Below are 24,957 nucleotides of genomic sequence, written 5' to 3'. Positions count from 1 at the left end.
AACGCCTTCAGGCGCCGCCGAACATTTCCAGGATCTTCTTCTTTTCCTGCTCGGTGTCCTGCGGCGGGCGCGAGCTTTCCTCCGGCTTGCCGGGCCACGGATCGCCCAGGCCCACCGACGCCACCCCGGCGCCGGCCGCGTTCTCTTCCAGCGTCCAGTCGCCGGCCGCCATGACCACGCCTTCGGGCGGCTGGCGATCCGGGCTTTCGGGGACGCCCTTGAGTGCCTTGCTCATGTAGCCGACCCAGATCGGCAGCGCCAGGCCACCACCGGTCTCGCGCACGCCCAGGCTCTTGGGCTGGTCGTAACCCATCCACGCGATCGCCACGAGCTTGGGCGTGTAGCCTGCAAACCAGGCATCCACGGCATCGTTGGTGGTACCGGTCTTGCCGGCCAGGTCGTTGCGGCCCAGGCGCTGCTTGGCCGGGTTGGCCGTGCCGCTGCGCACCACTTCGCGCAGCATGCTGTCGGCGATGAAGGCGGTGCGGGCGTCCAGCACGCGCACGGCGTCTTCACCGGCCTTCTGCGGATGGGTCTCGGAAATGACCTTGCCGCGCGAGTCTTCCACACGCTGGATCAGGTACGGATTCACGCGGTAGCCACCGTTGGCGAACACCGAGTAGGCGCCGGCCATCTGCAGCGGCGTCACGCTGCCGGCGCCGAGCGCCATCGGCAGGTAGGCCGGATGCTTGTCGGCCTCGAAGCCGAAGCGCGTGATGTAGTCCTGGGCGTACTGCGTGCCGATCGCGCGCAGGATCCGCACCGACACCAGGTTCTTCGACTTGGCCAGCGCGCGGCGCATGGTCATCGGGCCCTCGAACTTGCCGTCGTAGTTCTTCGGCTCCCAGACCTGGCCGCCGGTGTCCGGGCCGATCGTCAGCGGTGCATCGTTGATCACCGTGGCCGGCGAGAAACCCTTTTCCAGTGCCGCCGTGTAGATGAACGGCTTGAAGCTGGAACCGGGCTGGCGCCAGGCCTGCGTCACGTGGTTGAACTTGTTGCGGTTGTAGTCGAAGCCGCCCACCATCGAACGGATCGAGCCGTCCTCGGGGCTCAGCGAGATGAACGCCGCGGCCACCTCGGGCAGTTGCGTCACCGACCACGAGTTGTCCTTCGGATCCTGTGTCACGCGGATGATCGCGCCAGGGCGGATCTTGACCTTGGGCTGGGCATTGGCCGACAGCGACGGGGCGATGAAGCGCAGTGCCGTGCCTTCGATGGTCGCCACCTCGCCGGACAGCAGCGTCGCCTTCACCTGCTTCGGCGTGACGCCGGTCACCACGGCAGAACGCAGGTCGTCGCTGCCCGGATGCTCCACCAGGGCGTCGTCGATGGCCTGCTCGCGCTCGGCCGCGTCGGACGGCAGGTCGATGAATGCCTCGGGGCCGCGATAACCGTGCTTGCGCTCGTAGGTCATGATGCCGTTGCGCACGGACTCGTAGGCGGCGTCCTGGTCGGCCTTGTTCAGCGTGGTGTAGACGGTCAGGCCACGCGTGTAGGTCTCTTCACGATACTGCGCGTACATCAGCTGACGCACGATTTCCGCCACATACTCGGCGTGCGTGGAGAATTCGTTCCCCTCGCTGCGTACCTTCAGTTCCTCGCGCACGGCCTGGTCGTACTGCTCGGGGGTGATGTAGCGCAGGTCGCGCATGCGCTGCAGGATGTACTCCTGGCGCACCTTGGCGCGGCGCGGATTCACCACCGGGTTGTAGGCCGACGGCGCCTTCGGCAGCCCGGCCAGCATCGCGGCCTCGGCCGGGGTCACGTCCTTGATCGACTTGCCGAAGTAGACGCGCGCCGCACTGGCAAAGCCATAGGCGCGCTGACCCAGGTAGATCTGGTTCATGTACAGCTCGAGGATCTGGTCCTTGGTCAGGTTGGCCTCGATCTTGTACGCCAGCAGCATCTCGTAGATCTTGCGCGTGTAGGTCTTCTCGCTCGACAGGAAGAAGTTGCGCGCCACCTGCATCGTGATGGTCGACGCACCCTGCGACAGCCCGCCACGCAGGTTCGCCAGGCCGGCACGCATCACGCCCACGAAGTCGACGCCACCGTGCTCGTAGAAGCGGTCATCCTCGATGGCGAGCACGGCCTTCTTCATGACGTCGGGGATATCGGTGATCGGCACGAAGTTGCGGCGCTCTTCGCCAAACTCGCCGATCAGCACGTTGTCGGCGGTATAGATGCGCAGCGGAATCTTGGGCCGGTAGTCGGTGATGGTGTCCAGCGACGGCAGGTTCGGCGCCGCCACGACCAGCGCATAGCCCACCAGCAGTGCAACGGCTACGAGACCGGCAGCAAGCAGCCCGAATACCCAGAACGTGATGCGCGCCCACAACGGACGGCGGACGGGAAGGGACGGCTTCTGTTGTGCTGTGGCCATAAGGGTTTACCTAACAAGAGTGCCCGGGATTATATCGTCGGTACCTGACTGCTCCCGCGGGGCTGTGCCGCGAAAGTCGCTACCGCGCTGTTACAAGATGTAATGTCGTTGAGATCAGTCTGTCACGTGCTGCAGGACGCAGGCGTGGCGCGGGCTGGCGGGCGATGCCTCAGGGCGGGGTGCGTGTTGCGGCGGAGAGCGGAAGTTGGCGCGCACCGATCGTGTCAGGACGATGCCACCCGATGGCGGGGTTGCAGACCGTCGGATTTTGGCAACGGATTCGTGAGGACCTTCCGAAAAAGAAAGCGTGGTCAAACCGGCACATTGCCAGCGCCTCCGGATTTTGTAAGAATCCACGAACATAAAAGAGCAAACGTTTCATCCAAGAAACTGGCTCGCACCATTAGAGCGGACATGCCGTGGGCGAGTTCAAATGTCAGGGGGTCAACCTTGCGACGGGGCATCTTGTCGGGTCTTCTGCGCCGGACTACGGTCGGCGTGGATATTGGTTCGTCCAGCGTCAAGGTCGTTGAGCTGTCCGTTGGGGCAGGCAAAAACGACTATCGGCTGGAGAAATGCGCCAGCGAACTGCTGGACCGCAACGCCGTTGCCGATGGCAACGTGGTCAACATCGAAGCCGTCGGGATCGCGCTCAAGCGCGCGCTTGGCAAGGCCGGCATCCGCACCAAGGACGTAGTCCTGGGCGTGCCGTCCATGCTGACGGAATCCCAGACGGTCAGTCTGCCGGACAACCTGTCCGAAGACGAACTCTATTCGCAGGTCGAATCCGAGGCGCACCGCCTCTATCCGCCGTCCCAGGCGGTGAATTTCGACTTCGCGGTGATTGGTCCCAGCGAAACGGAAGGCGGCATCGGCGTACGCGTCACGGCCGCCAACAGTGATCGTGTCCAGGAGCGTGTGACGGCCGCCGAGATGGCGGGCCTGAAGCCGCAGGTGATGGACGTGGAAGAGTACGCCGTGCAGCGCTCGGTCGTGCAGATGCTCGGCGTCCCCGCCAGCCTGAACGAAACCGATGCCAAGGACCTGCCCGTGGTGGCCGTGGTCCATCTGGGCGGCAGCCGCTCCAAGGCCATCTTCTACCAGGGCTGGAAGGAACTCTACGAGCAGCCGCTGAACAGCTATGGCGACCAGCTGACGCAAAGCGCCGCACGCATGTTCACGCTCGATGCGCTCAAGGCCGAAATCAAGAAGCGCAAGAACACGCTGCCCGAAGCGTGGCGGGGGCAACTGCTCAAGCCGTCGCTGGAAGCGCTGGCCATGGAGGTGCAGGGCGCCATCGGCAATTTCATTGCCAGCTCCAGCCTCGGCCGCGTCGACGAGATCCTGCTTTCCGGCGGGCACGCGTCGCTGCTTGGTGTACAGGCGGCGATCCAGCAACAGACGCAGATCACGACCACGCTGGCCAATCCCTTCGCAAACATGACGACCGCAGGCAAGGTCAACGAGCGCTATCTTCAGCGCGACCTGCCTGCCTACATCGTCAGTGCGGGACTGGCGCTGCGCGGCCTGCAATAAGCCACCGGGGGGACTCGCATGTCCACGACGACGAATACCATTCCGTCGGTCAACCTGCTGCCGTATCACGAGGCGCGCAAGGCAGCCCGGCGCAAGAAGGTCTACAGCATGCTGGGCGGTGCGGCGGGCGCAGGTGCGCTTGTCGTGCTGATCGGCGGCTTCTACATCGATTCGAAAATCGATGAGATGACCCATCTCAACCAGACGCTGGCGACCGAGAACTCCCGCATGGACGGGCAGATCAAGGAAGTCATGACGCTCAAGAAGGATATCGAGGCACTGCTGGATCGCCAGCGCGCCATCGAAAGCCTGCAGGCCGAGCGCAACCTGCCCGTGCAGCTGCTGGAAGAGCTGGTGCGCCAGGTACCCGAAGGCGTGTACCTGACCTCGCTCAAGCAGACGGGCGACACCTTTGTCGTCGCTGGCGTCGCACAGTCCAACGAACGCGTGTCGGAACTGCTGCGTAACATCAGCCAGGTGCAATGGCTGGATCGCGCGGAGCTGGTGGAGTCGAAGGCGATCGTGATGACCAACAACCTGCGTGAACAGCGCCGGCTGTTCGATTTCTCGATGCGTTTCGCCTATCGTGCGCCGGAGCCGCCGGCTGACAAGAAGAAGGCAGGTGCACCGGCAGCTGCGGCCAAGCCGGCGAAGGGCAAGGTCTGATCATGGCGCTGAATTCCAATATCTCACTGCAGGACCTGACCACGCAGTTCCGCGGGCTGAACCTGAACGAGCCGGAAACCTGGCCGGCCGCGCCGCGCGTGCTGTTCTCGGTCCTGGCTGCCGTTATCGTGCTGGGGCTTGGCTGGCAGTTCTACTGGAGCGACAAGAGCGACGAGCTCGAGCGCAAGCACGCCGAACACGAGCAGCTGAAGCAGCAGTTCAAGTCGAAGGTGTCGCAGGTAGCCAATCTCGAAGAACTGCGCAAGCAGAAGGCCGAGGTCGAAAAGCGCGTGGCCCTGGCCGAACGGCAACTGCCGAACAGCACGGAAATGGATGCGCTGCTGGCAGACGTCAACCACGCCGGCGTGGCGCGTGGCCTGCAGTTCGAGCTGTTCAAGCCGCAGGCGGCCACCATCAAGCCGTACTTTGCCGAAATCCCGGTCAACCTGAAGGTCACCGGCCGCTATCACGACGTCGCACTGTTCAATGCCGACGTGGCGGCCCTGTCGCGGATCGTTTCCATGCGTAACTTGAACATGTCGGTCGGCAAGGACGGCACGCTGTCGATGGAAGGGGTGGCGATGGCCTATCGCGCACTGGATCCGGACGAGCAGGCCGCGCAGCGCAGGGCTGCCGCCGACGCCGCCGCGAAGAACAAGAAGGACAAGAAGGGAGGCGCCAAGTGAGCCGCCTGACCCGACGTCCACCCGCCGCGCTGCATACGCTTGCGGCCGCCGCGCTGGCCGTGGTGGCACTGGCCGGCTGCGGCCAGAGCGATGACGATGACCTGCGCCAGTGGATGACGCAGACGCGCGCCGCCAAGGCGCCAGCGCCGGAACCGTTGCCCGAGGTCAAGTCGTACACGCCACGCGAGTACGGCGGGCGCGCGTCGCCGGAGCCGTTTGCGCAGACCAAGATTGGCGATCTGAACAAGACGATGTCTGAGTCGCCGGAGGCCGGACGGCGACACGAGCCGCTTGAAGACTATCCGCTGGAGAACTTCAAGATGCTCGGCATGCTGAAGAAAAACGGCGAGACCTACGGTGTCGTACGCGTAGATAACAAGATCCATCACGTCAAGGTGGGTCAGTATCTCGGCCAGAGCTATGGCCGGGTGGTCCGCATCAGCGATCAAGAGATCGTGTTGCGCGAATTGGTTCGGGAAGGGGTCTCAGATTGGAAAGAGAAAATGACCAGCCTGAAGCTGGAGGCATCCGCATGATCACGGCACGTTGGGTCCGGGCGCTTGCGGGCGCTTCAGCGATGGCGCTCGTGCTGGCCTCTCCGGCCGCACTGGCACAGAACAACCAGCTCAAGCAGGTAGACGCCAACGTGGTTGGCGAGCAGACCGTCTTTACGGTCGACCTGCAGGGTCCGCTATCTCAGAAGCCGGCGGACTTCACGACGCAGAATCCGGCAAAGATCGCGATCGATTTCTTCGATACCGGGTTTGCGAAGGGGCGCGCGCAGTACGAGTACTCGGGCAAGCTGCTCAAGAGCGCCAACGTGATGCAGATCGGTGACCGCACCCGCGTGGTGCTGAACCTGGCCCGCAACGCCACGTATCGTACGGAAATGCGCGGCAACCAGTTCGTGGTGCTGATGGATAACGTGGCGCAATCGGTGGCCGCTGCCGTGCCCACGTTCGCGCCGACGGCGCCGGCGATGCAGCCCGTGGCGGCAAACCGTACGCTGATCCGCAACATCGACTTCCGCCGCGGCACCGATGGTGCCGGCCGGGTGGTGGTGGACCTGTCGTCGCGGGAGTCGGGCGTCAATATCCAGCAGCAGGGCCAGCACCTGGTGGTGGACTTCCTTGGCACCGGACTGCCAAACGATCTGCGCCGCCGCTTCGACGTGACCGACTTCGGCACGCCGGTACAGGCCATGCGCGCCAGCGATGCCAACGGCTCGGCACGGCTGACGATCGAGCCACGCGGCAACTGGGAGTACAGCTCGTACCAGACTGACAACCAGTTCGTGGTCGAGGTGCGCCAGGTCAAGGAAGATCCGAACAAGCTGATCTCGGGGCAGGGCTACCGGGGCGAGCGCCTGTCGCTGAACTTCCAGAACATCGACATCCGCTCGCTGCTGCAGGTCTTTGCCGACTTCACGAACCTGAACATCATCACCAGCGACACGGTGCAGGGCAACCTGACGCTGCGCCTGAAGGATGTGCCGTGGGACCAGGCGCTGCAGATCGTGCTCGATTCCAAGGGCCTGGCATCGCGCCGTAACGGCAACGTGCTGTGGGTGGCGCCCAAGGCCGAACTGGCCACGAAGGAAAAGCTCGAGCTGGAAGCGCAGCAGCAGATCAACGAGCTTGAGCCGATCCGCAGCCAGGTATTCCAGCTGAACTACCAGCGCGCCGACGACGTTCGCCGCATGCTGCTGGGCCTGCCAGTGGCCGGTGGTGCCGGCGGCGGTGGCGCTGCCACCCCGGCGATGGGTGGCGCAGGGACTTCCGCCATCACGCGCATGTTGTCCAAGCGTGGCTCGCTGACGGCAGACCCGCGTACCAACCAGCTGTTCGTGTCGGACATCGGTTCGAAGCTCCAGGAAGTGCAGGTCTTCCTGCAGAAGATCGATATCCCGGTACGCCAGGTGATCATCGAGGCACGTATCGTCGAGGCTAGCGACACCTTCAGCCGTAACCTCGGTGTCAAGCTCGGCTTTGCGTTGCCGAAGTCGGGCAGCTCGCTGAGCACCAACTACGGCAACTCGCTGCCGGGCGCCACGAACGACCTCTCGCCGGCGCTGAGCCTGCCGGCCGCGGCCATCAATGGCGCGAACCCGGCTACCGCGGCGTTCAGTATCTTCAATGCTGCTGCGGGCCGGTTCCTGGACGTGGAACTGTCCGCGCTGGAAGCCGATGGCAAAGGCAAGATTATCTCCAGCCCGCGTGTCGTGACCGCCAACAACATCAAGGCGCTGATCGAGCAGGGTACCGAACTGCCGTACCAGTCCGCCACGTCGAGCGGCGCCACGTCGGTCCAGTTCCGCAAGGCCAACCTGAAGCTGGAAGTCACGCCGCAGATCACGCCGGAAGGCAATGTGCTGCTGGACGTCGACGTCAACAAGGACAGCGTCGGTATCCAGACCGTCAGCGGCTTCGCCATCGACACCAAGCACGTGCAGACGCAGGTGCTGGTGGAGAACGGCGGCACCGTGGTGATCGGCGGGATCTACAGCCAGGACGAGTCGAACACCGTCAACAAGGTGCCCTGGCTGGGCGACATCCCGGTGCTGGGCAACCTGTTCAAGAACAACGCCAAGGTCAACAACCGGACCGAGCTGCTGGTGTTCCTGACGCCGCGTATCCTGAACGACAGCGTATCGTTGAAATAACACCGTCCGGGTGCAGCAGGGGGCCCGGATGCAGTAGACTGGCAGGCCGCGTCGGCATCCGACGCGGCCTTTTTCCTTTTCGCGGCATCGTTGGCGGTACCGACGGCCAGCCGGAACCGGACCGCAATGATGCACAATGGCGTATGAATCACGCCAGCGAGGTGGCCCGGGCGGCGTGCCAATGCCCCGAGCCTTTTCGCGCAAGACAGTCCAGTGACAGCCAATCGCCCGAATCTTTTCTTTGTTGGCCTGATGGGCGCCGGCAAGACCACCGTCGGCCGCTCGGTGGCCCGACGTCTCGATTACCCGTTCTTCGACTCGGATCACGAGATCGAAGCGCGTTGCGGCGTGAAGATTCCGGTGATTTTCGAGCATGAGGGCGAGGCCGGTTTCCGGGACCGCGAGGCGCAGGTCATTGCAGAACTGACCGGCCGCACGGGCATCGTGCTGGCCACAGGCGGCGGTGCGGTGCTGCGCGAGACCAACCGCGAGGCCCTGAAAGCCAACGGAACGGTGGTCTACCTGCGCGCCAGTCCGCATGACCTGTGGCTGCGCACGCGCCACGACCGCAACCGCCCGCTGCTGCAGACCGAAGATCCCAAGGGCCGGCTGGAGGCGCTTTACGCCCAGCGCGACCCGCTTTACCGCGAAGTGGCGGACTTCATTATCGAAACCGGCAAGCCGACCGTGGCACAGCTTGCTAATATGGTTCTCATGCAACTTGAAATGGCCGGCTTTACGTTTCCGCCCGCGGAAACCGCCCCCGACACCGAAGTGGTGGCAGGGCAGCCGGCGCAGGACACCCATTCATGATCACGCTGGAAGTCGACCTCGGGGCGCGTAGCTACCCGATCCACATCGGCGGCGGCCTGCTGGACCGCGCCGACCTGCTGCAGCCGCATGTGCGCGGCCAGCATGCCGTCATCGTCACCAACGAGACGGTGGGCCCGCTCTATGCGGCCCGCGTCGAAGCGGTGCTGGCTGCCCTGGGCAAGACCGTGCGTACGGTGGTGCTCCCGGACGGCGAGCGCTTCAAGCAGTGGGAAACGCTGAACCTGATCTTCGACGCCCTGCTACGGGCGGGCGCCGACCGCAAGACCACGCTGATCGCGCTGGGCGGTGGCGTGGTGGGCGACATGACCGGCTTTGCCGCCGCCTGCTACATGCGCGGCGTGCCGTTCGTGCAGATGCCGACCACGCTGCTGTCGCAGGTGGATTCGTCGGTCGGCGGCAAGACCGGCATCAACCACCCGCTTGGCAAGAACATGATCGGGGCGTTCCATCAGCCCAACGCGGTGATCGCCGACATCGACACGCTGAAGACCCTGCCGCCGCGCGAGCTGGCCGCAGGGCTGGCCGAAGTCATCAAGCACGGCGCGATTGCCGATGCCGGGTATTTTGGCTGGATCGAGGACAACATCGCGGCGCTCAACGCATGCGACACCGGTCTGATGGCCGAGGCGGTGCGCCGCTCGTGCGAGATCAAGGCCGCCGTGGTGGCGCAGGACGAGCGCGAAGGCGGCCTGCGCGCCATCCTGAACTTCGGCCACACGTTCGGCCATGCCATCGAAGCCGGCATGGGCTATGGCGAATGGCTCCATGGCGAGGCGGTGGGCTGTGGCATGGTGATGGCGGCCGATCTGTCGCATCGCCTGGGGTTCATCGACGTCGAGACCCGCGCACGCATCCGTACGCTGACGCAGGCGGCGCTGCTGCCAGTGGTGGCGCCGGATCTGGGTATCGACCGCTATATCGAACTGATGAAGGTGGACAAGAAGGCCGAAGCCGGCAGCATCAAGTTCATCCTGCTGCGCAAGCTTGGCGAGGCCTTCATTACCACCGTTCCGGACCCGGACCTGCGTGACACGCTGCGCCACGCCATCCTGAAACCTCCCGCAGAGGCACCGGTCGCGTAAGCGCCTGGTTATGCCTTGCAACCCTGAACCAGCAACGGAATAACGGATTGCCCGCATGACCACCACCGCTCCAGCGACCGATCTCGAAGCCCATCTCGCCCCCTACGCCGCGCGCTCCGCAAAGACGCGCGGCCGGGTGCATGCCGAACCGGCCTCGTCCTCGCGCAGTGAATTCCAGCGCGACCGCGACCGCGTGATCCACAGCACGGCGTTCCGCCGGCTCGAATACAAGACCCAGGTCTTCGTCAACCACGAAGGCGACCTGTTCCGCACGCGGCTGACGCACAGCCTGGAGGTGGCGCAGATCGCCCGCTCCATCGCGCGCAACCTGCGGCTCAACGAGGATCTGGTCGAGGCGATCTCGCTGGCCCATGACCTGGGCCATACGCCGTTCGGCCACGCCGGACAGGACGCGCTGAACGGCTGCATGAAGAACCATGGTGGGTTCGAGCACAACCTCCAGAGCCTGCTGGTGGTCGACGAACTGGAGGAGCGCTACGGCGGCTTCAACGGGCTGAACCTGACGTTCGAGACGCGTGAAGGCATTCTCAAGCACTGTTCGCGCGTCAATGCGGCGGCGCTGGGCGAGCTGGGACGGCGTTTCCTGGAGGGGGCACAGCCTTCGCTGGAGGCCCAGCTGGCCAATCTGGCCGATGAAATCGCCTACAACAACCACGATATCGACGATGGCCTGCGCTCCGGCTTGCTGACGCTGGAGCAACTGGACGAAGTGCCGATGTGGGGCCGCCACCGCGCCGAGGTGGTAGCGGCGTTCCCGGGTATCAACGGGCGCCGGGCGATCAACGAGACTGTTCGGCGCATGATCAATACGCTGATCGTCGACCTGATCGAGACCACGGGGCGTAATATTGCCGCCGCCAATCCGAAGTCGATCGACGACGTGCGGGCGGCGGGGCCGCTGGTGTCGTTCAGTCCGAAGATCCACGAAGAAGCCGCCGCGCTGAAGCGCTTCCTGTTCCGGCATCTGTACCGGCACTACCTGGTCATGCGCATGTCGGCCAAGGCGCAGCGCATCATCACGGACCTTTTCGGCGCCTTCATGCAGGATTCGCGTCTGCTGCCGCCCCAGTACCAGGCAGGCCATGGCGCCGACCAGCCGCGCCTGATTGCCCACTACATCGCCGGCATGACGGATCGCTATGCCATCCGCGAGCACCGGCGCATCTTTGCCGTTAGCGAGAGCAACTCGATCGCCTGACCTAAAAACGGGGACAGATCAGGTTATGATGCGGGCATCTTTCAACCGGGATGCCCGATGGCCCGCCTTCCCCGTTTCTCTCCCGCCGGCTTGCCCGCCATGGTGTTGCAGCGCGGCAACAACCGCCAGCCCGTGTTCCTGGGGACAGACGACTACCTGCATTACCTCGATTGCCTGCGCATGGCGGCACGCGAGCATGAACTGGCCATTCATGCCTATGCGCTGCGCCCCAACCATATCCATCTGGTAGCTACCCCCAAGGGCCCCGATTCGCTGAGCCTGACCATGCAGGCGGTAGGGCGTCGCTACGCCCGACATTTCAACCGCGTAGCCGAGCGTACCGGCACCCTCTGGGAGGGACGCTTCCGCTCGGCTGTCATCGAGGCTGATACCTGGCTGCTTCCAGCCATGCTCTATGCGGAGGGCAATGCCGTACGGGCCGGCGAAGTCATCGCGCCTGAGGCTGACCGGTGGAGCAGCTACCGCCATCACGCCGGCTTCGAGTCCAATCCGATTGTGAGCGATCACTCCATCTACTGGGATCTTGGCAATACGCCATTCGAGCGGCAGTCCAACTACCGCGCGCTGACGGCCGAGGGTTTGTCGGGCCGCACGCTCGCCACACTGCAGAAGCACGCCCACAGCGGCTGGCCCCTGGGTAGCGACGCGTTCCTGGCGCAACTTGAACGTCATGCGACGCGACGCGTCCAGCCGCTGCCTAAAGGCCGACCAAGAAAGTTGGTTATTTCGGATGCTGAAGCGGCGGAGAGCGAGTCCGCGTAGTTGTGCTGATATTGCGCACCAATATGGTGCTAATGTGAGTCAAAACTAATGTGTCCCCATTTAAAATGGAGGTCGCGATGGTGCAATATTTAATGTGTTCTGACCCCATTTAATATTTTTGCGAGGCTCGGACGATTCTCTTATAGTTGCTCCACCCACAGTCATTGTGCGGCGCGTCACGCTCGTGTACGCCGCTGCGGTCCCAGCTGTCTGCCACGCCCGATAAAGAGGCCCCCTGCAACAGCCACCCCGTTCGGTCTATGCCCTTGCTGGCTGCGCAGCCTTCACCGGAATTCAGCCCGTGGACCACTCGCAACAATCTTCCGACCTCGCCGCCCGCCCGCAGGCCCAGGGCCTGTACGACCCCACCAACGAGCACGACGCCTGCGGCGTCGGCATGGTGGCGCATATCAAGGGCAAGAAATCCCACGAGATCATTTCGCAGGGTCTGAAGATCCTTGAGAACCTGGACCACCGGGGCGCAGTCGGCGCAGACGCGCTGATGGGCGATGGCGCCGGTATCCTGATCCAGGTCCCCGACCAGTTCTACCGCGAGGAAATGGCCAAGCAGGGCGTGACACTGCCGCCCGCTGGCGAATACGGCGTCGGCATGATCTTCCTGCCGAAGGAACACGCCTCGCGCCTGGCCTGCGAGCAGGAGCTCGAACGCACCGTGCGCCTGGAAGGCCAGGTCGTGCTGGGCTGGCGCGATGTGCCGGTGGACTGCAACATGCCGATGTCCCCGACCGTGCGCACCACCGAGCCGGTGATCCGCCAGATCTTCATTGGCCGTGGCCGCGACATCATGACCACGGACGCGCTGGAACGTAAGCTCTACGTGATCCGCAAGACGGCCAGCCACGCCATCCAGGCGCTCAAGCTCAAGCACGGCAAGGAATACTTCGTGCCGTCGATGTCGGCCCGTACCGTCGTGTACAAGGGCCTGCTGCTGGCCAACCAGGTGGGCGAGTACTACCTGGACCTGCAGGATTCGCGCGCCGTGTCGGCCCTGGCCCTGGTGCACCAGCGCTTCTCGACGAACACGTTCCCGGCCTGGGAACTGGCCCACCCGTACCGCATGGTCGCCCACAACGGCGAAATCAACACGGTCAAGGGCAACGTGAACTGGGTGAACGCACGTACCGGCGCGATCTCGTCGCCGGTGCTGGGCGACGACCTGCCCAAGCTGTGGCCGCTGATCTATCCGGGCCAGTCGGATACGGCATCGTTCGACAACTGCCTCGAACTGCTGACGATGGCCGGCTACCCGCTCGTCCACGCGATGATGATGATGATCCCGGAAGCCTGGGAACAGCACACGCTGATGGACGACAACCGTCGTGCCTTCTACGAGTACCACGCCGCGATGATGGAGCCGTGGGACGGCCCCGCCGCCATCTGCTTCACCGATGGCCGCCAGATCGGCGCCACGCTGGACCGTAACGGCCTGCGTCCGGCCCGCTTCTACGTGACCGAGGACGACTTCGTCGTGCTGGCCTCGGAAGCCGGCGTGCTGCCGTTCCCCGAGTCGCGCATCGTCAACAAGTGGCGCCTGCAGCCGGGCAAGATGTTCCTGATCGACATGGAGCAGGGTCGCATCATCGACGACAAGGAACTCAAGGACAACCTGGCGAACGCCAAGCCGTACAAGAGCTGGATCGACGCCGTGCGCATCAAGCTCGACGAGCTGGATGCCAAGCCCGAAGACGTGGCCGCCGAGAAGAAGCCCGTGTCGCCGCTGCTGGACCGCCAGCAGGCGTTCGGCTACACGCAGGAAGACGTCAAGTTCCTGATGGCGCCGATGGCGCTGGCCGGCGAGGAAGCCACCGGCTCGATGGGCAACGATTCGCCGCTGGCCGTGCTGTCGTCGAAGAACAAGACGCTGTACCACTACTTCCGCCAGCTGTTCGCCCAGGTGACCAACCCGCCGATCGACCCGATCCGCGAGAACATGGTCATGTCGCTGGTGTCGTTCATCGGCCCGAAGCCGAACCTGCTGGAACTGAACAACATCAACCCGCCGATGCGTCTCGAAGTGTCCCAGCCCGTGCTGGACTTCAAGGACATCGCCAAGATCCGCAATATCGAGCACTACACCGGCGGCAAGTTCCGTTCGTACGAACTGAACATCTGCTACCCGGTGGCCTGGGGCAAGGAGGGCATCGAGGCCCGCCTGGCATCGCTGTGCGCCGAAGCCGTGGACGCCGTGCGTTCGGGCTACAATATCCTGATCGTGTCCGACCGCCGCGTCGACGACACCCAGGTTGCGATTCCCGCGCTGCTGGCGACGTCGGCCATCCACCATCACCTGGTGGAAAAGGGCCTGCGCACGTCGGCCGGCCTGGTCGTCGAAACCGGTTCGGCCCGTGAAGTGCACCACTTCGCGCTGCTGGCCGGCTACGGCGCCGAAGCCGTGCACCCGTACCTGGCCATGGAAACGCTGGCCGACATGGCCTCGGGCCTGTCGGGCGACCTGTCGCCGGAAAAGGCGGTCAAGAACTTCGTCAAGGCAATCGGCAAGGGCCTGTTCAAGGTGATGTCGAAGATGGGCATCTCCACGTACATGTCGTACACGGGCGCCCAGATCTTCGAAGCCATCGGCCTGTCGCGCGAGCTGGTGCAGAAATACTTCCACGGCACGCCGTCGAACGTCGAGGGCATCGGCATCTTCGAAGTGGCCGAGGAAGCCCTGCGCCTGCACACCGACGCGTTCGGCAGCAACCCGGTGCTGAGCAGCATGCTCGACGCCGGCGGCGAGTATGCGTTCCGTATCCGCGGTGAAGAACACATGTGGACCCCGGATTCCATTGCCAAGCTGCAGCACTCGGTGCGCGCCGACGATGGCAAGGGCCAGTACCAGACGTACAAGGAATACGCGAACATCATCAACGACCAGAGCCGCCGTCACATGACGCTGCGCGGCCTGTTCGAGTTCAAGGTCGATCCGGCCCGCGCCATTCCGCTGGAAGAAGTGGAATCGGCCAAGGAAATCGTCAAGCGCTTTGCTACCGGCGCCATGTCGCTGGGCTCGATCTCGACCGAAGCCCACGCAACGCTGGCCGTGGCGATGAACCGCATCGGCGGCAAGTCGAACACGGGCGAAGGCGGCGAGGACGAGAAGCGCTACCGCAACGAACTGCGCGGCATCCCCATCAAGCAGGGCGACTCGCTCAAGAGCATCCTGGGCGACCACGTGGTGGAGAAGGACCTGGAACTGAAGGCCGGCGATTCGCTGCGCTCGAAGATCAAGCAGGTGGCGTCGGGCCGTTTCGGCGTGACCGCCGAATACCTGGCATCGGCCGACCAGATCCAGATCAAGATGGCGCAGGGCGCCAAGCCGGGCGAAGGCGGCCAGCTGCCGGGCCACAAGGTGTCGGACTACATCGGCAAGCTGCGTTACTCGGTGCCGGGCGTGGGCCTGATCTCGCCGCCCCCGCACCACGACATCTACTCGATCGAGGATCTGGCACAGCTGATCCACGACCTGAAGAACGTGAACCCGGCGTCGGACATCTCGGTGAAGCTCGTGTCCGAGGTGGGCGTGGGTACCGTGGCTGCCGGCGTTGCCAAGGCCAAGGCCGATCACGTGGTGATCGCCGGCCATGACGGCGGCACCGGCGCATCGCCGTGGTCGTCGATCAAGTACGCCGGTTCGCCGTGGGAACTGGGCCTGGCCGAAACGCAGCAGACGCTGATGCTGAACGGCCTGCGCAACCGCATCCGCGTGCAGGCCGACGGCCAGATGAAGACCGGCCGCGACGTGGTGATTGGCGCGCTGCTGGGCGCCGACGAATTCGGCTTCGCCACGGCACCGCTGGTGGCCGAGGGCTGCATCATGATGCGCAAGTGCCACCTGAACACCTGCCCGGTGGGCGTGGCCACGCAGGATCCGGCGCTGCGCAAGAAATTCCAGGGCAAGCCCGAGCACGTGGTGAACTTCTTCTTCTTCGTTGCGGAAGAAGCGCGCGAGATCATGGCCCAGCTGGGTATCCGCACGTTCGACGAACTGATCGGCCGTGCCGACCTGCTCGACATCCGCAACGGCATCGATCACTGGAAGGCGCGCGGCCTGGACTTCAGCCGCATCTTCTTCCAGGCACCGATCCCGGCCGACGTGCCGCGCTATCACACCGACGTGCAGGATCACGGCCTGTCGGTGGAAGCCGGCAAGGCGCTGGACCACACGCTGATTGCCAAGGCGCGCCCGGCAATCGACAAGGGTGAGCGCGTGTCGTTCATCCAGCCGGTCAAGAACGTGAACCGCACGGTGGGCGCGATGTTGTCCGGCGTGGTGGCCAAGCAGTACGGCCACGATGGCCTGCCTGACGACACGATCCACATCCAGTTCCAGGGCACGGCCGGCCAGTCGTTCGGCGCGTTCCTGGCGCATGGCATCACGATGGATCTGGTGGGCGACGCCAACGACTACGTGGGCAAGGGCCTGTCCGGTGGCCGCGTGATCGTGCGCGCACCGCACGAATTCCGTGGCGACCCGACCCGCAACATCATCGTGGGTAACACCGTGCTGTACGGCGCGCTGGCCGGCGAGGCATTCTTCAACGGCGTGGGCGGCGAGCGTTTCGCGGTGCGTAACTCGGGCGCCACCGCCGTGGTGGAAGGCACCGGCGACCATGGCTGCGAGTACATGACGGGCGGTACGGTGGTCGTGCTGGGCGGCACGGGCCGCAACTTCGCGGCCGGCATGTCGGGCGGCGTGGCCTACGTCTATGACGAGGACGGCCTGTTCGACAAGCGCTGCAACACGTCGATGGTGGCGCTGGAAGCCGTGCTCGCCTCGGCCGACCAGCAGAAGGGCCAGCCGGAATCGCAATGGCACAAGTTCAACGGCACCCGCCAGCTGGACGAAGTGATCCTGCGCAACCTGATCGAGCAGCATTTCCGCTACACCGGTTCGGAGCGCGCCAAGGCGCTGCTGGCCGACTGGACCACGGCACGCCGCAAGTTCGTCAAGGTCTTCCCGACCGAGTACAAGCGCGCCCTGGGCGAGATGTTCGAAAAGGAACAGGCAGCCCGCGACAGCGATCGCGAAGCGGTAGCCGCCTGACCGGCAGCCACACCACGAGAGGCGCCGCCGCCACGGCTGCGGCGCCAACAAGATACTGACCCCACGCGAGGCCGGCCCGGCCGCCTCGCGCCAGCAAGACCAAGGATGCAACATGGGTAAGGCGACAGGCTTTCTCGAATTTCCGCGCCAGAACGAAGGCTACGAACCCGTAGTCAAGCGCGTGAAGCACTACAAGGAATTCGTGTTCGCGCTCTCCGACAGCGAAGCGAAGGTCCAGGGTGCCCGCTGCATGGACTGCGGTATCCCGTTCTGCAACAACGGCTGCCCGGTCAACAACATCATTCCCGACTTCAACGACCTGGTGTATCGCCAGGACTGGAAGTCGGCGATCGAAGTCCTGCACCAGACGAACAACTTCCCCGAGTTCACGGGCCGCATCTGCCCGGCACCGTGCGAGGCTGCCTGCACGCTGGGCATCAACGAACTGCCGGTGGGCATCAAGTCGATCGAGCACGCGATCATCGACAAGGCCTGGGAAGAGGGCTGGGTCGCGCCGCAGGTGCCGAAGCACAAGACCGGCAAGACGGTGGCCGTGGTGGGCTCGGGCCCCGCTGGCATGGCGGCTGCCCAGCAACTGGCGCGCGCCGGCCACGACGTGACCGTGTTCGAGAAGAACGACCGTGTCGGCGGCCTGCTGCGCTACGGCATCCCCGACTTCAAGATGGAGAAGGACCTGATCGACCGCCGCATCGAGCAGATGCAGGCCGAAGGCGTGACCTTCCGCGCGGGCGTGATGGTGACCGACGGCGCGCTGCCGGCCGGCATCAAGAACTACGCGCGTGAAACCATCTCGGCACAGGCGCTGATGGACCAGTTCGACGCCGTGGTGCTGGCGGGCGGTTCGGAAGTGCCGCGCGACCTGCCGGTGCCGGGCCGTGAACTGGCCGGCGTCCACTACGCGCTGGAATTCCTGATCCCGCAGAACAAGGAAGTGGCTGGCGACGGCGTCAACGACATCCGCGCCGAAGGCAAGCACGTGATCGTGATTGGTGGCGGCGATACGGGTTCGGACTGCGTGGGCACGTCGAACCGCCACGGCGCCGAATCGGTCACGCAGTTCGAACTGCTGCCGCAACCGCCGGATGAAGAAAACAAGCCGCTGGTGTGGCCGTACTGGCCGATCAAGCTGCGCACGTCGTCGTCGCATGACGAGGGCTGCTCGCGTGACTGGTCGGTGGCGACCAAGGAGCTGATCGGCGAGAACGGCAAGGTCACGGCACTGAAGGCCTGCCGCGTGGAGTGGAAGGACGGCCGGATGCAGGAAGTGCCAGGCAGCGAGTTCGTGCTGAAGGCCGACCTGGTGCTGCTGGCGATGGGCTTCACGAACCCGGTGGGCTCGATGCTGGAAGCCTTCGGCGTGGACACCGACGCTCGCAAGAACGCCAAGGCATCGACCGAAGGCGAGCGTGCCTACCACACGAACGTGCCGAAGGTCTTCGCTGCCGGCGACGTGCGCCGTGGTCAGTCGCTGGTGGTCTGGGCCATCCGCGAAGGCCGCCAGGCCGCCCGCTCGGTCGACACATTCCTGATGGGCCATTCGGAACTGCCGCGCTAAGCTGCCAGTTCCGGCCCTGGCTGGAAAAAACCCCCGCGTGCCGGAAGGCAGCGGGGGTTTTGTTTTGGACGATGGCTCGGAAAGCTCCTGCCTACAGCAGGCACCCCATCAACACCGCCCCCTCCCCGTAAGCCGCCAGCTTGGCAGCATGCCTGCCGGCCGCCAGCGGGGCGTACCCGAGCCTGCGCCAGTATCCGTCGGCCGACTGCACGGCGATGAGTCGTGACGACCGCAGCCCGGCCTTCGTCGCCACGTCGCGCGCCGCATCGTGGAGTTGGGAGGCCAGTCCCGTGCCGCGCCCGATTGGCGCAACGGCCATGTCGTGGATAAACCACGTCAGCCGTTCGGTATCGGGCCAGTCGCAAACAAGCTGGCCGTTCCAGGGTGGCAGCGATGCCTCGGGCCAGGCGTGGGTGAAGAGATAGGCGGCCAGCAAAGGATCGGAATGGCCGTTTTGCGATGGCGAGGACACGGCCGCAATCCAGCAGGTGGAAGGAGACAACGCAAGCCGGCTTTGCAGGGCATCGGCGGACTCGACCAGCGCTTCGCCGTAGCACTGCGCCTGGATGGCGAGTACGGCGGGCAGGTCGGCGGCACGCATGGGCCGCAAGACGAATTCAGGCATCAACCGATTATACGGGCGCTCACATTGGGGTCCGCCCGGAGAGCGTTTACGCGGTCTGGGCGCTGCCACGCAATGTCCCTACAATTTCCTCAAACTAGATAAGAAGAGACTGCCTCGAAATCCTTTCAGCCGATTTGGTGCCGTAGCGGTGGGGTACGGCCCGGAGGAAATTGATGCCCGAAGTACGCAAATGCATGCGGCTTTGGCGAGGTATAGCGAAGTTGCCAATACTCGCTGCCAGATGGTCGGGGTGTACGGTTGCCGTGGCGCTTTGCACGGCGACGGCCCTTGCTCAACCTCCCGCTGTCGCCCAGCTTGCCAGCATTCCGCCTGCCGCTCGCGCGGAGCCGCCGAGTCGCCCGGTGTCGTTCCCGGCCCGGCCGCTGCGCATGATCGTGCCGTTCCCCGCCGGCGGCGTTGCCGACGCCGTGGCGCGTCTTGTGGCGGAACGGCTATCCCAGAGGCTTGGCGTGCCGGTCGAGGTGGACAATCGCCCCGGCGCAGCAGGCACCATGGCCGGCGATCTCGTCGCCAAGGCCAGTTCCGACGGCCATACGCTGCTGTTCCATCAGGCGAACATGCTGATCCAGCCCGGGCTGGAACCGGTCCCCTATGACGTGATGCGCGACTTCACCCCCGTGGCGCGGGTGGCCGCGACGCCGTTGTTCCTGGTGATCGATGGTCATTTGCCGATGACTACGCCCCAGCAATGGGTCACGGCGGTGCGGTCAAGCCCGGCGTCGTACAGCTACGGCTATGGCCAGGCGGGCAGCCCATCGCACCTGTATGCCGAGTACGCCGTGCGCGGCATGCCGCCCAGCGTTCCGCTGGTGGTAGCCAAGGGCGAGAGCGCAGTCGTGCAGGAAATGCTTGCGGGTCGAATCAGCGCCTGCTTTTGTTCCTGGGCCGCCGTGCAGACTCACGTGCGTTCGGGGACACTCAGAATCCTGGGCGTGACCGGGCCGGTTCGCTCGCCGCTGTCGCCGCAGGTACCGACGCTGCAGGAAGCCGGCATGGAAGGGTACGGCGCGCTTGCCTGGTATGGGGTGATGGCGCCGGCCAAGACGCCGCGCGCCATCGTGGCGCGACTGGCTACGGAGCTGGACAGTGTGACCAACGAACGCGGCGTGCAGGCCCAGTTGATGGCCGCCGGCCTGACCCCGGTGCGCGACTCGCCCGACGCCTTTGCCACCGCCATCCGCGCAGAATCGGTGCAGTGGCAGGCGATCCTGCGCCAGACCGGGCCGCGCGCCGAACCCTGAGCGCGCGCCCGGCCGCTCCGACCTGTGCCGGGGTGGCGTCACACCTTTGTCTCGGATTGTTGTCGGCTGTGCAATGGTGAGATCACCACACAGGACGGCGACCGATAGGTAGTAGCCCTTATAATGGCCGCCTGTTCAAATCCGGTGACATCGTGACCGCTAACGTGCCGAACCCGTCTGGCCAGGCCTTTACAGGCCCCAACGTCGTCGAACTCGCGGATGTCGATTTTGCATACGCGGCTGGCGACAAGCCCATCCTTTCCGGCCTTTCCATGCGTTTTCCGCGCGGGAAAGTGGTGGCCGTCATGGGCGGGTCGGGCTGCGGCAAGACCACGGTGATGCGCCTGGTGGGCGGCATGGTGCGCCCGCAACGCGGCCGCGTGACGTTCAACGGCGCCGATATCGACGCCATGGACCAGACCGCGCTGTATGCGGTGCGCAGGCAGATGGGCATGCTGTTCCAGTTTGGCGCGCTGTTCACTGACCTGTCGGTATTCGACAACGTCGCATTCCCGCTGCGCGAGCACACAGACCTGCCCGAATCAATGATTCGCGACCTGGTGCTGATGAAGCTCAACGCGGTGGGGCTGCGCGGGGCGCGCGACCTGATGCCGGCCCAGATCTCGGGCGGCATGGCGCGGCGCGTGGCGCTGGCGCGGGCCATTGCGCTGGACCCGGCGCTGCTGATGTACGACGAACCGTTCGCGGGGCTGGACCCGATCTCGCTCGGGCTGACGGCCAACCTGATCCGCGACCTCAACGACGCGCTGGGCGCCAGCACCATCATCGTCTCGCACGATGTGCAGGAAACCTTCCAGATCGCCGACTACGTCTATTTCATCGCGAACGGCAAGATTGCCGCCGAAGGGGCACCCGACGACCTGCGCGCGTCGAGCGATCCGTTCGTGCGCCAGTTCGTACACGCCGAGGCCGATGGCCCGGTGCCTTTCCATTACGCCGGCCCCACGCTGGCCGAAGATTTCCTGGCCGGAGGCGCGCGTTGACCGGCTTCTTCACTACCATCGGCGCCGCGGTGCGCCAGTTCGTGGGCGGCCTGGGCCGCGCCACGCGCATGTTCCTGTCCGTGCTGGCGCTGTCGCCGGCCCTGCTGCGCCGTTTCCGGCTGATTTCGGACCAGGTGTTCTTCGTCGGCAACCTGTCGCTGGTCATCATCGCCGTATCGGGCCTGTTTGTCGGCTTCGTGCTGGGCCTGCAGGGGTACTACACGCTGAACCGCTATGGATCCGAGCAGGCACTGGGCCTGCTGGTGGCGCTGTCGCTGGTGCGTGAACTGGGGCCGGTGGTGTCGGCCCTGCTGTTCGCGGGCCGCGCCGGCACCTCCCTGACCGCCGAAATCGGGCTGATGAAGGCCGGCGAGCAGCTGACCGCCATGGAAATGATGGCCGTGAACCCGTTGCAGCGCGTGATCGCGCCGCGCTTCTGGGCCGGTGTCATCGCCATGCCGATCCTGGCTGCGATCTTCAGTGCCGTGGGTATCCTGGGCGGCTACCTGGTTGGCGTGCAGCTGATCGGCGTGGATGCCGGCGCGTTCTGGTCGCAGATGCAGGGCGGCGTGGACGTGCGCGCCGACGTGCTGAACGGCGTGATCAAGAGCTTTATTTTTGGCATTGCGGTGACGTTCATCGCGCTGTACCAGGGATTCGAGGCCAACCCGACGCCCGAGGGTGTCTCGCGCGCCACCACGCGGACCGTGGTGATGGCGTCGCTGGCCGTGCTCGGCCTGGATTTCCTGCTGACCGCGCTGATGTTCAGCTGACAAGCATTCGACAAGAGACTCGCATGAAGAAAAATTCGCTCGACTACTGGGTGGGGTTGTTCGTGGTGGTGGGATTCGCCGCCCTGCTGTTCCTGGCGCTGAAGGCCGGCAACATGAGCAGCCTGTCGTTCCAGGATACCTACGCGGTCACCGCGCAGTTCGACAATATCGGCGGCCTGAAGCCGCGTGCGCCGGTCAAGAGCGCCGGCGTGGTGGTGGGCCGTGTGGCGTCGATCAACTTCGACGACAAGCAATACCAGGCCACCGTGACGATGAACCTGGAAAAGCGCTACGAATTCCCGCGGGACACGTCGGCCAAGATCCTGACCTCGGGGCTGCTCGGGGAGCAGTACATCGGGCTGGAAGCCGGCGGTGACGACAAGATGCTGGCGCAGGGCAGCAAGATCACGATGACGCAGTCCGCCGTGGTGCTGGAAAACCTGATCGGCCAGTTCCTGTACAACAAGGCGGCCGATGCCGGCGCCGGCGGCAACAGTGGCAGCGCGCCGGCCGCGGCCCCGTCTTCCTCCTCGTCTTCGACGAAAGCGTCTGGCTCGGGTGCGGCGGCCCTGCCAGCCGCGCCGGGAATGGGCGGTAGCAAATGAGTACTTTTCATCGCCTGGCCGCGGCATCGCTGGCCGCGCTGGCCCTGGCCGGCTGTGCCACCGGGCCCAGCGCCAACCCGGCAGACCCGCTGGAGCCGTTCAACCGCGGCGTTTCCACGTTCAACGACAATCTCGACAAGTACGCGCTGAAGCCGGTGGCCGAAGGCTACCAGGACTACGTCCCGTCGCCGGTGCGCACGGCGGTGGGCAATTTCTTCTCGAATGTCAGCGATGTCTACTCGGCGGCCAACAACCTGCTGCAGGGCAAGCCGTCGCGGGCCGCGGAAGACACGATGCGCGTGGCAATCAACAGCGTGCTGGGCCTGGGCGGCCTGATCGACATCGCCACGCCGGCCGGCCTGCCGAAATACAAGGAAGACTTTGGCCAGACCATGGGCGTGTGGGGTGTGCCGCCGGGGCCGTACCTGGTGCTGCCGTTGTTCGGGCCAAGCAGCGTGCGGGACGGCACGGGCATGGTGGTGGACCGCTTCATGGACCCGACCACCTATATTTCGCCGTGGTACGCCAGCCTGTCGGTGTCGACCGTGCGCGTGGTTGACGGCCGGGCCCAGCTGCTTGGCGCCACGAACTTGATCGAAGCCGCCGCGCTGGATAAATACGCGTTCCTGCGCGATTCGTACCTGCAGCGCCGCGAATACCTGATCCACGACGGCAATCCGCCGTCGCAGGACGACGAGGACCAGCCGCAGGAGCCCCAGCAGAAGGTGCCGCAGGACCAGGATGGCGGCGGCAAGGCCGCGCCGGCCAGTTCGGATACCAGGGAGGGCTGAAGCGCGTGGGCAGCCCGCGAGGTCTGCCTGCCAGCCTTGGCCGGGTCATGGCCTGGCCGGGCCTGTGAGCGCGCTGTGAGCCCTGAAACAAAGTGTATGAAAGTGGCGTTTGAGTCATGCGTGTGTACCATGCCCCGCTGACGCCTGTGTTTCAATGATTTCCGATGGTGGTGCATTGTTGCCCTGTCGGATGGGCGTGAATCTGCCGATACCCTGCAGGTGCCGTCCCGGAAAGAAAGGATAAATTCACATGATCAAGCGACTGTTGCTCCCCTTCCTTACTGTTGTCGCCTTTGCCGGTGCCAGCGCCGCGCAGGCCCAGCAGGCTGACGCCTCGACGCCGGATGGCCTGGTCAAGGGCGTGGTGAACGAGGTGATGTCCACGGTGCAGGCCGACAAGGACATGCAGGCTGGCAATATCGGCAAGATTACCCAGCTCGTCGAGCAGAAGATCCTGCCGCACGCCAACTTCACGCGTACCACGCAGATCGCCATGGGCCGCAACTGGTCGAAGGCCACGCCGGAACAACAGAAGGTGATTGCCGACGAATTCAAGACGCTGCTGATCCGCACGTATGCCGGTGCCATCGCCCAGATCCGCGACCAGAAGGTGCAGTTCCGTCCGTATCGCGGCACGGCTGACGACACCGATGCCACGATCCGCACCCAGGTCATCAACAAGGGCGAGCCGATCCAGATGGATTACCGCCTGGAAAAGACCCCCGAGGGCTGGAAGGTCTATGACATCAACGTGCTGGGCGCCTGGCTGACCGAAGCGTACAAGGGCAGCTTCAACACCATCGCCAACCAGCAGGGCGTGGACGGCGTCATCAAGACGCTGCAGGACCGCAACCGCCAACTGGCCAACGCCAAGAGCTGAACGGCCAGTTCATGTGATTCTGGTTGCGCTGCAGCACGGCGCGGCCAAACTGGTCTACAATGGTCGGACGCTCCCGCCCCCGGGCGGGAGTTTTCATTTTCGACACGCCCGTCTCACGTTTCCAGCGCCTTTCATCCATGCCCGCCCTCGGCTCCTCGCTGACCAACCGCAACGCCGCCATCGTGCTGCGTGACGGCCTGTCACGCGTGCAGCAAGGCGACGTGACGGTGGATTGCAGCGCGCTGACGCAGGTGGATTCCTCCGCCGTGGCCGTGCTGCTGGCCTGGCAGCGGGCTGCCGCCGCGCGCGGACAGTCGCTGGCCATTGCCGGCGCCTCGCCGCAACTGCGGTCGCTGGCCAGCCTCTACGGGGTCGATGGCCTGCTGGGCCTGGCCGCCGCCACCGCTACCCACCCGGAACACCACCACCACCGACATTGAACCGGCATCCGTCGCCGCGCGTGCCATTGCGTGCGGCCATGCGATGCCACGGCGTCGGGCCGAGGGCCTGGCGCCGCGCCGG

Annotated in this window: 20 protein-coding genes; 18 read left to right on the top strand and 2 right to left on the bottom strand. The window is 65.0% G+C overall.

Annotated elements, in window-relative coordinates; genetic code table 11:
- Positions 1-7: 7 nt before the first annotated feature.
- Positions 8-2,386: a penicillin-binding protein 1A gene (locus ACOABP_RS07480; RefSeq protein ID WP_474227597.1), complete on the bottom strand. Its 2,379-nt coding sequence runs from the start codon at positions 2,384-2,386 to the stop codon at positions 8-10.
- A 465-nt stretch (positions 2,387-2,851) separates the two neighbouring features.
- On the opposite strand from ACOABP_RS07480, the gene pilM reads away from it, so the two are divergent.
- The 11 genes from pilM (at position 2,852) to ACOABP_RS07425 (ending at position 18,495) form a co-directional block, all read left to right on the top strand.
- Positions 2,852-3,922: a type IV pilus assembly protein PilM gene (gene pilM / locus ACOABP_RS07475; protein ID WP_474227596.1), complete on the top strand. Its 1,071-nt coding sequence runs from the start codon at positions 2,852-2,854 to the stop codon at positions 3,920-3,922.
- Between the two features lie 18 nt (positions 3,923-3,940).
- Positions 3,941-4,588 (top strand): PilN domain-containing protein, encoded by a 648-nt coding sequence (locus ACOABP_RS07470; protein WP_474227595.1) that lies wholly within the window; start codon positions 3,941-3,943, stop codon positions 4,586-4,588.
- A 2-nt stretch (positions 4,589-4,590) separates the two neighbouring features.
- A complete protein-coding gene (locus tag ACOABP_RS07465; protein WP_474227594.1) occupies positions 4,591-5,274 on the top strand; it encodes a type IV pilus inner membrane component PilO in 684 nt (227 codons plus the stop codon).
- Positions 5,271-5,810, top strand: coding sequence for a pilus assembly protein PilP (locus ACOABP_RS07460; RefSeq protein ID WP_082926171.1), 540 nt, complete (start codon positions 5,271-5,273; stop codon positions 5,808-5,810). The genes ACOABP_RS07465 and ACOABP_RS07460 overlap by 4 nt, the downstream gene beginning before the upstream one ends.
- Complete coding sequence (locus tag ACOABP_RS07455; protein WP_474227593.1) at positions 5,807-7,936, top strand: type IV pilus secretin PilQ; 2,130 nt, start codon at positions 5,807-5,809, stop codon at positions 7,934-7,936. Before ACOABP_RS07460 ends, ACOABP_RS07455 begins: the two co-directional genes overlap by 4 nt.
- 213 nt (positions 7,937-8,149) lie before the next feature.
- A complete protein-coding gene (locus ACOABP_RS07450) occupies positions 8,150-8,749 on the top strand; it encodes a shikimate kinase (RefSeq protein WP_474227592.1) in 600 nt (199 codons plus the stop codon).
- Positions 8,746-9,852, top strand: a complete 1,107-nt coding sequence (aroB, locus tag ACOABP_RS07445) for a 3-dehydroquinate synthase (protein ID WP_474227591.1) — start codon at positions 8,746-8,748, stop codon at positions 9,850-9,852. Before ACOABP_RS07450 ends, aroB begins: the two co-directional genes overlap by 4 nt.
- 55 nt (positions 9,853-9,907) lie before the next feature.
- Positions 9,908-11,071: a deoxyguanosinetriphosphate triphosphohydrolase gene (locus ACOABP_RS07440; RefSeq protein ID WP_474227590.1), complete on the top strand. Its 1,164-nt coding sequence runs from the start codon at positions 9,908-9,910 to the stop codon at positions 11,069-11,071.
- Between the two features lie 57 nt (positions 11,072-11,128).
- A complete protein-coding gene (locus ACOABP_RS07435) occupies positions 11,129-11,854 on the top strand; it encodes a transposase (protein WP_474227589.1) in 726 nt (241 codons plus the stop codon).
- A gap of 397 nt (positions 11,855-12,251) precedes the next feature.
- Positions 12,252-16,919, top strand: coding sequence for a glutamate synthase-related protein (locus ACOABP_RS07430; protein ID WP_474227789.1), 4,668 nt, complete (start codon positions 12,252-12,254; stop codon positions 16,917-16,919).
- Between the two features lie 112 nt (positions 16,920-17,031).
- Entirely contained in the window at positions 17,032-18,495 is a 1,464-nt protein-coding gene (locus tag ACOABP_RS07425; RefSeq protein WP_066731194.1) for a glutamate synthase subunit beta, read from the top strand.
- A 91-nt stretch (positions 18,496-18,586) separates the two neighbouring features.
- Here the strand turns inward: ACOABP_RS07425 and ACOABP_RS07420 are convergent, their stop codons facing one another.
- Positions 18,587-19,120 (bottom strand): GNAT family N-acetyltransferase, encoded by a 534-nt coding sequence (locus ACOABP_RS07420; RefSeq protein WP_474227588.1) that lies wholly within the window; start codon positions 19,118-19,120, stop codon positions 18,587-18,589.
- A gap of 173 nt (positions 19,121-19,293) precedes the next feature.
- On the opposite strand from ACOABP_RS07420, the gene ACOABP_RS07415 reads away from it, so the two are divergent.
- The 7 genes from ACOABP_RS07415 (at position 19,294) to ACOABP_RS07385 (ending at position 24,875) form a co-directional block, all read left to right on the top strand.
- Entirely contained in the window at positions 19,294-20,382 is a 1,089-nt protein-coding gene (locus ACOABP_RS07415; RefSeq protein WP_474227587.1) for a tripartite tricarboxylate transporter substrate binding protein, read from the top strand.
- A gap of 152 nt (positions 20,383-20,534) precedes the next feature.
- On the top strand, positions 20,535-21,386 hold the full coding sequence (locus ACOABP_RS07410) for an ABC transporter ATP-binding protein (RefSeq protein WP_066731187.1): 852 nt from the start codon (positions 20,535-20,537) through the stop codon (positions 21,384-21,386).
- The gene (gene mlaE, locus ACOABP_RS07405; RefSeq protein ID WP_066731185.1) at positions 21,383-22,159 is read left to right on the top strand and encodes a lipid asymmetry maintenance ABC transporter permease subunit MlaE; all 777 of its coding nucleotides are present in this window, start codon (positions 21,383-21,385) and stop codon (positions 22,157-22,159) included. The genes ACOABP_RS07410 and mlaE overlap by 4 nt, the downstream gene beginning before the upstream one ends.
- A gap of 23 nt (positions 22,160-22,182) precedes the next feature.
- The gene (mlaD, locus tag ACOABP_RS07400) at positions 22,183-22,764 is read left to right on the top strand and encodes an outer membrane lipid asymmetry maintenance protein MlaD (protein ID WP_474227586.1); all 582 of its coding nucleotides are present in this window, start codon (positions 22,183-22,185) and stop codon (positions 22,762-22,764) included.
- A complete protein-coding gene (locus ACOABP_RS07395) occupies positions 22,761-23,555 on the top strand; it encodes an MlaA family lipoprotein (RefSeq protein ID WP_474227585.1) in 795 nt (264 codons plus the stop codon). Before mlaD ends, ACOABP_RS07395 begins: the two co-directional genes overlap by 4 nt.
- A 250-nt stretch (positions 23,556-23,805) precedes the next feature.
- Positions 23,806-24,435, top strand: a complete 630-nt coding sequence (locus ACOABP_RS07390) for an MlaC/ttg2D family ABC transporter substrate-binding protein (protein WP_474227584.1) — start codon at positions 23,806-23,808, stop codon at positions 24,433-24,435.
- A gap of 137 nt (positions 24,436-24,572) precedes the next feature.
- Entirely contained in the window at positions 24,573-24,875 is a 303-nt protein-coding gene (locus ACOABP_RS07385; protein WP_474227583.1) for an STAS domain-containing protein, read from the top strand.
- Positions 24,876-24,957 lie beyond the last annotated feature (82 nt).

The sequence above is a fragment of the Cupriavidus sp. HE11 genome, assembly GCF_056097175.1.
The sequence above is the reverse complement of the archived record's forward strand: the minus strand, read 5'-3'. Positions and strand labels throughout refer to the sequence as shown.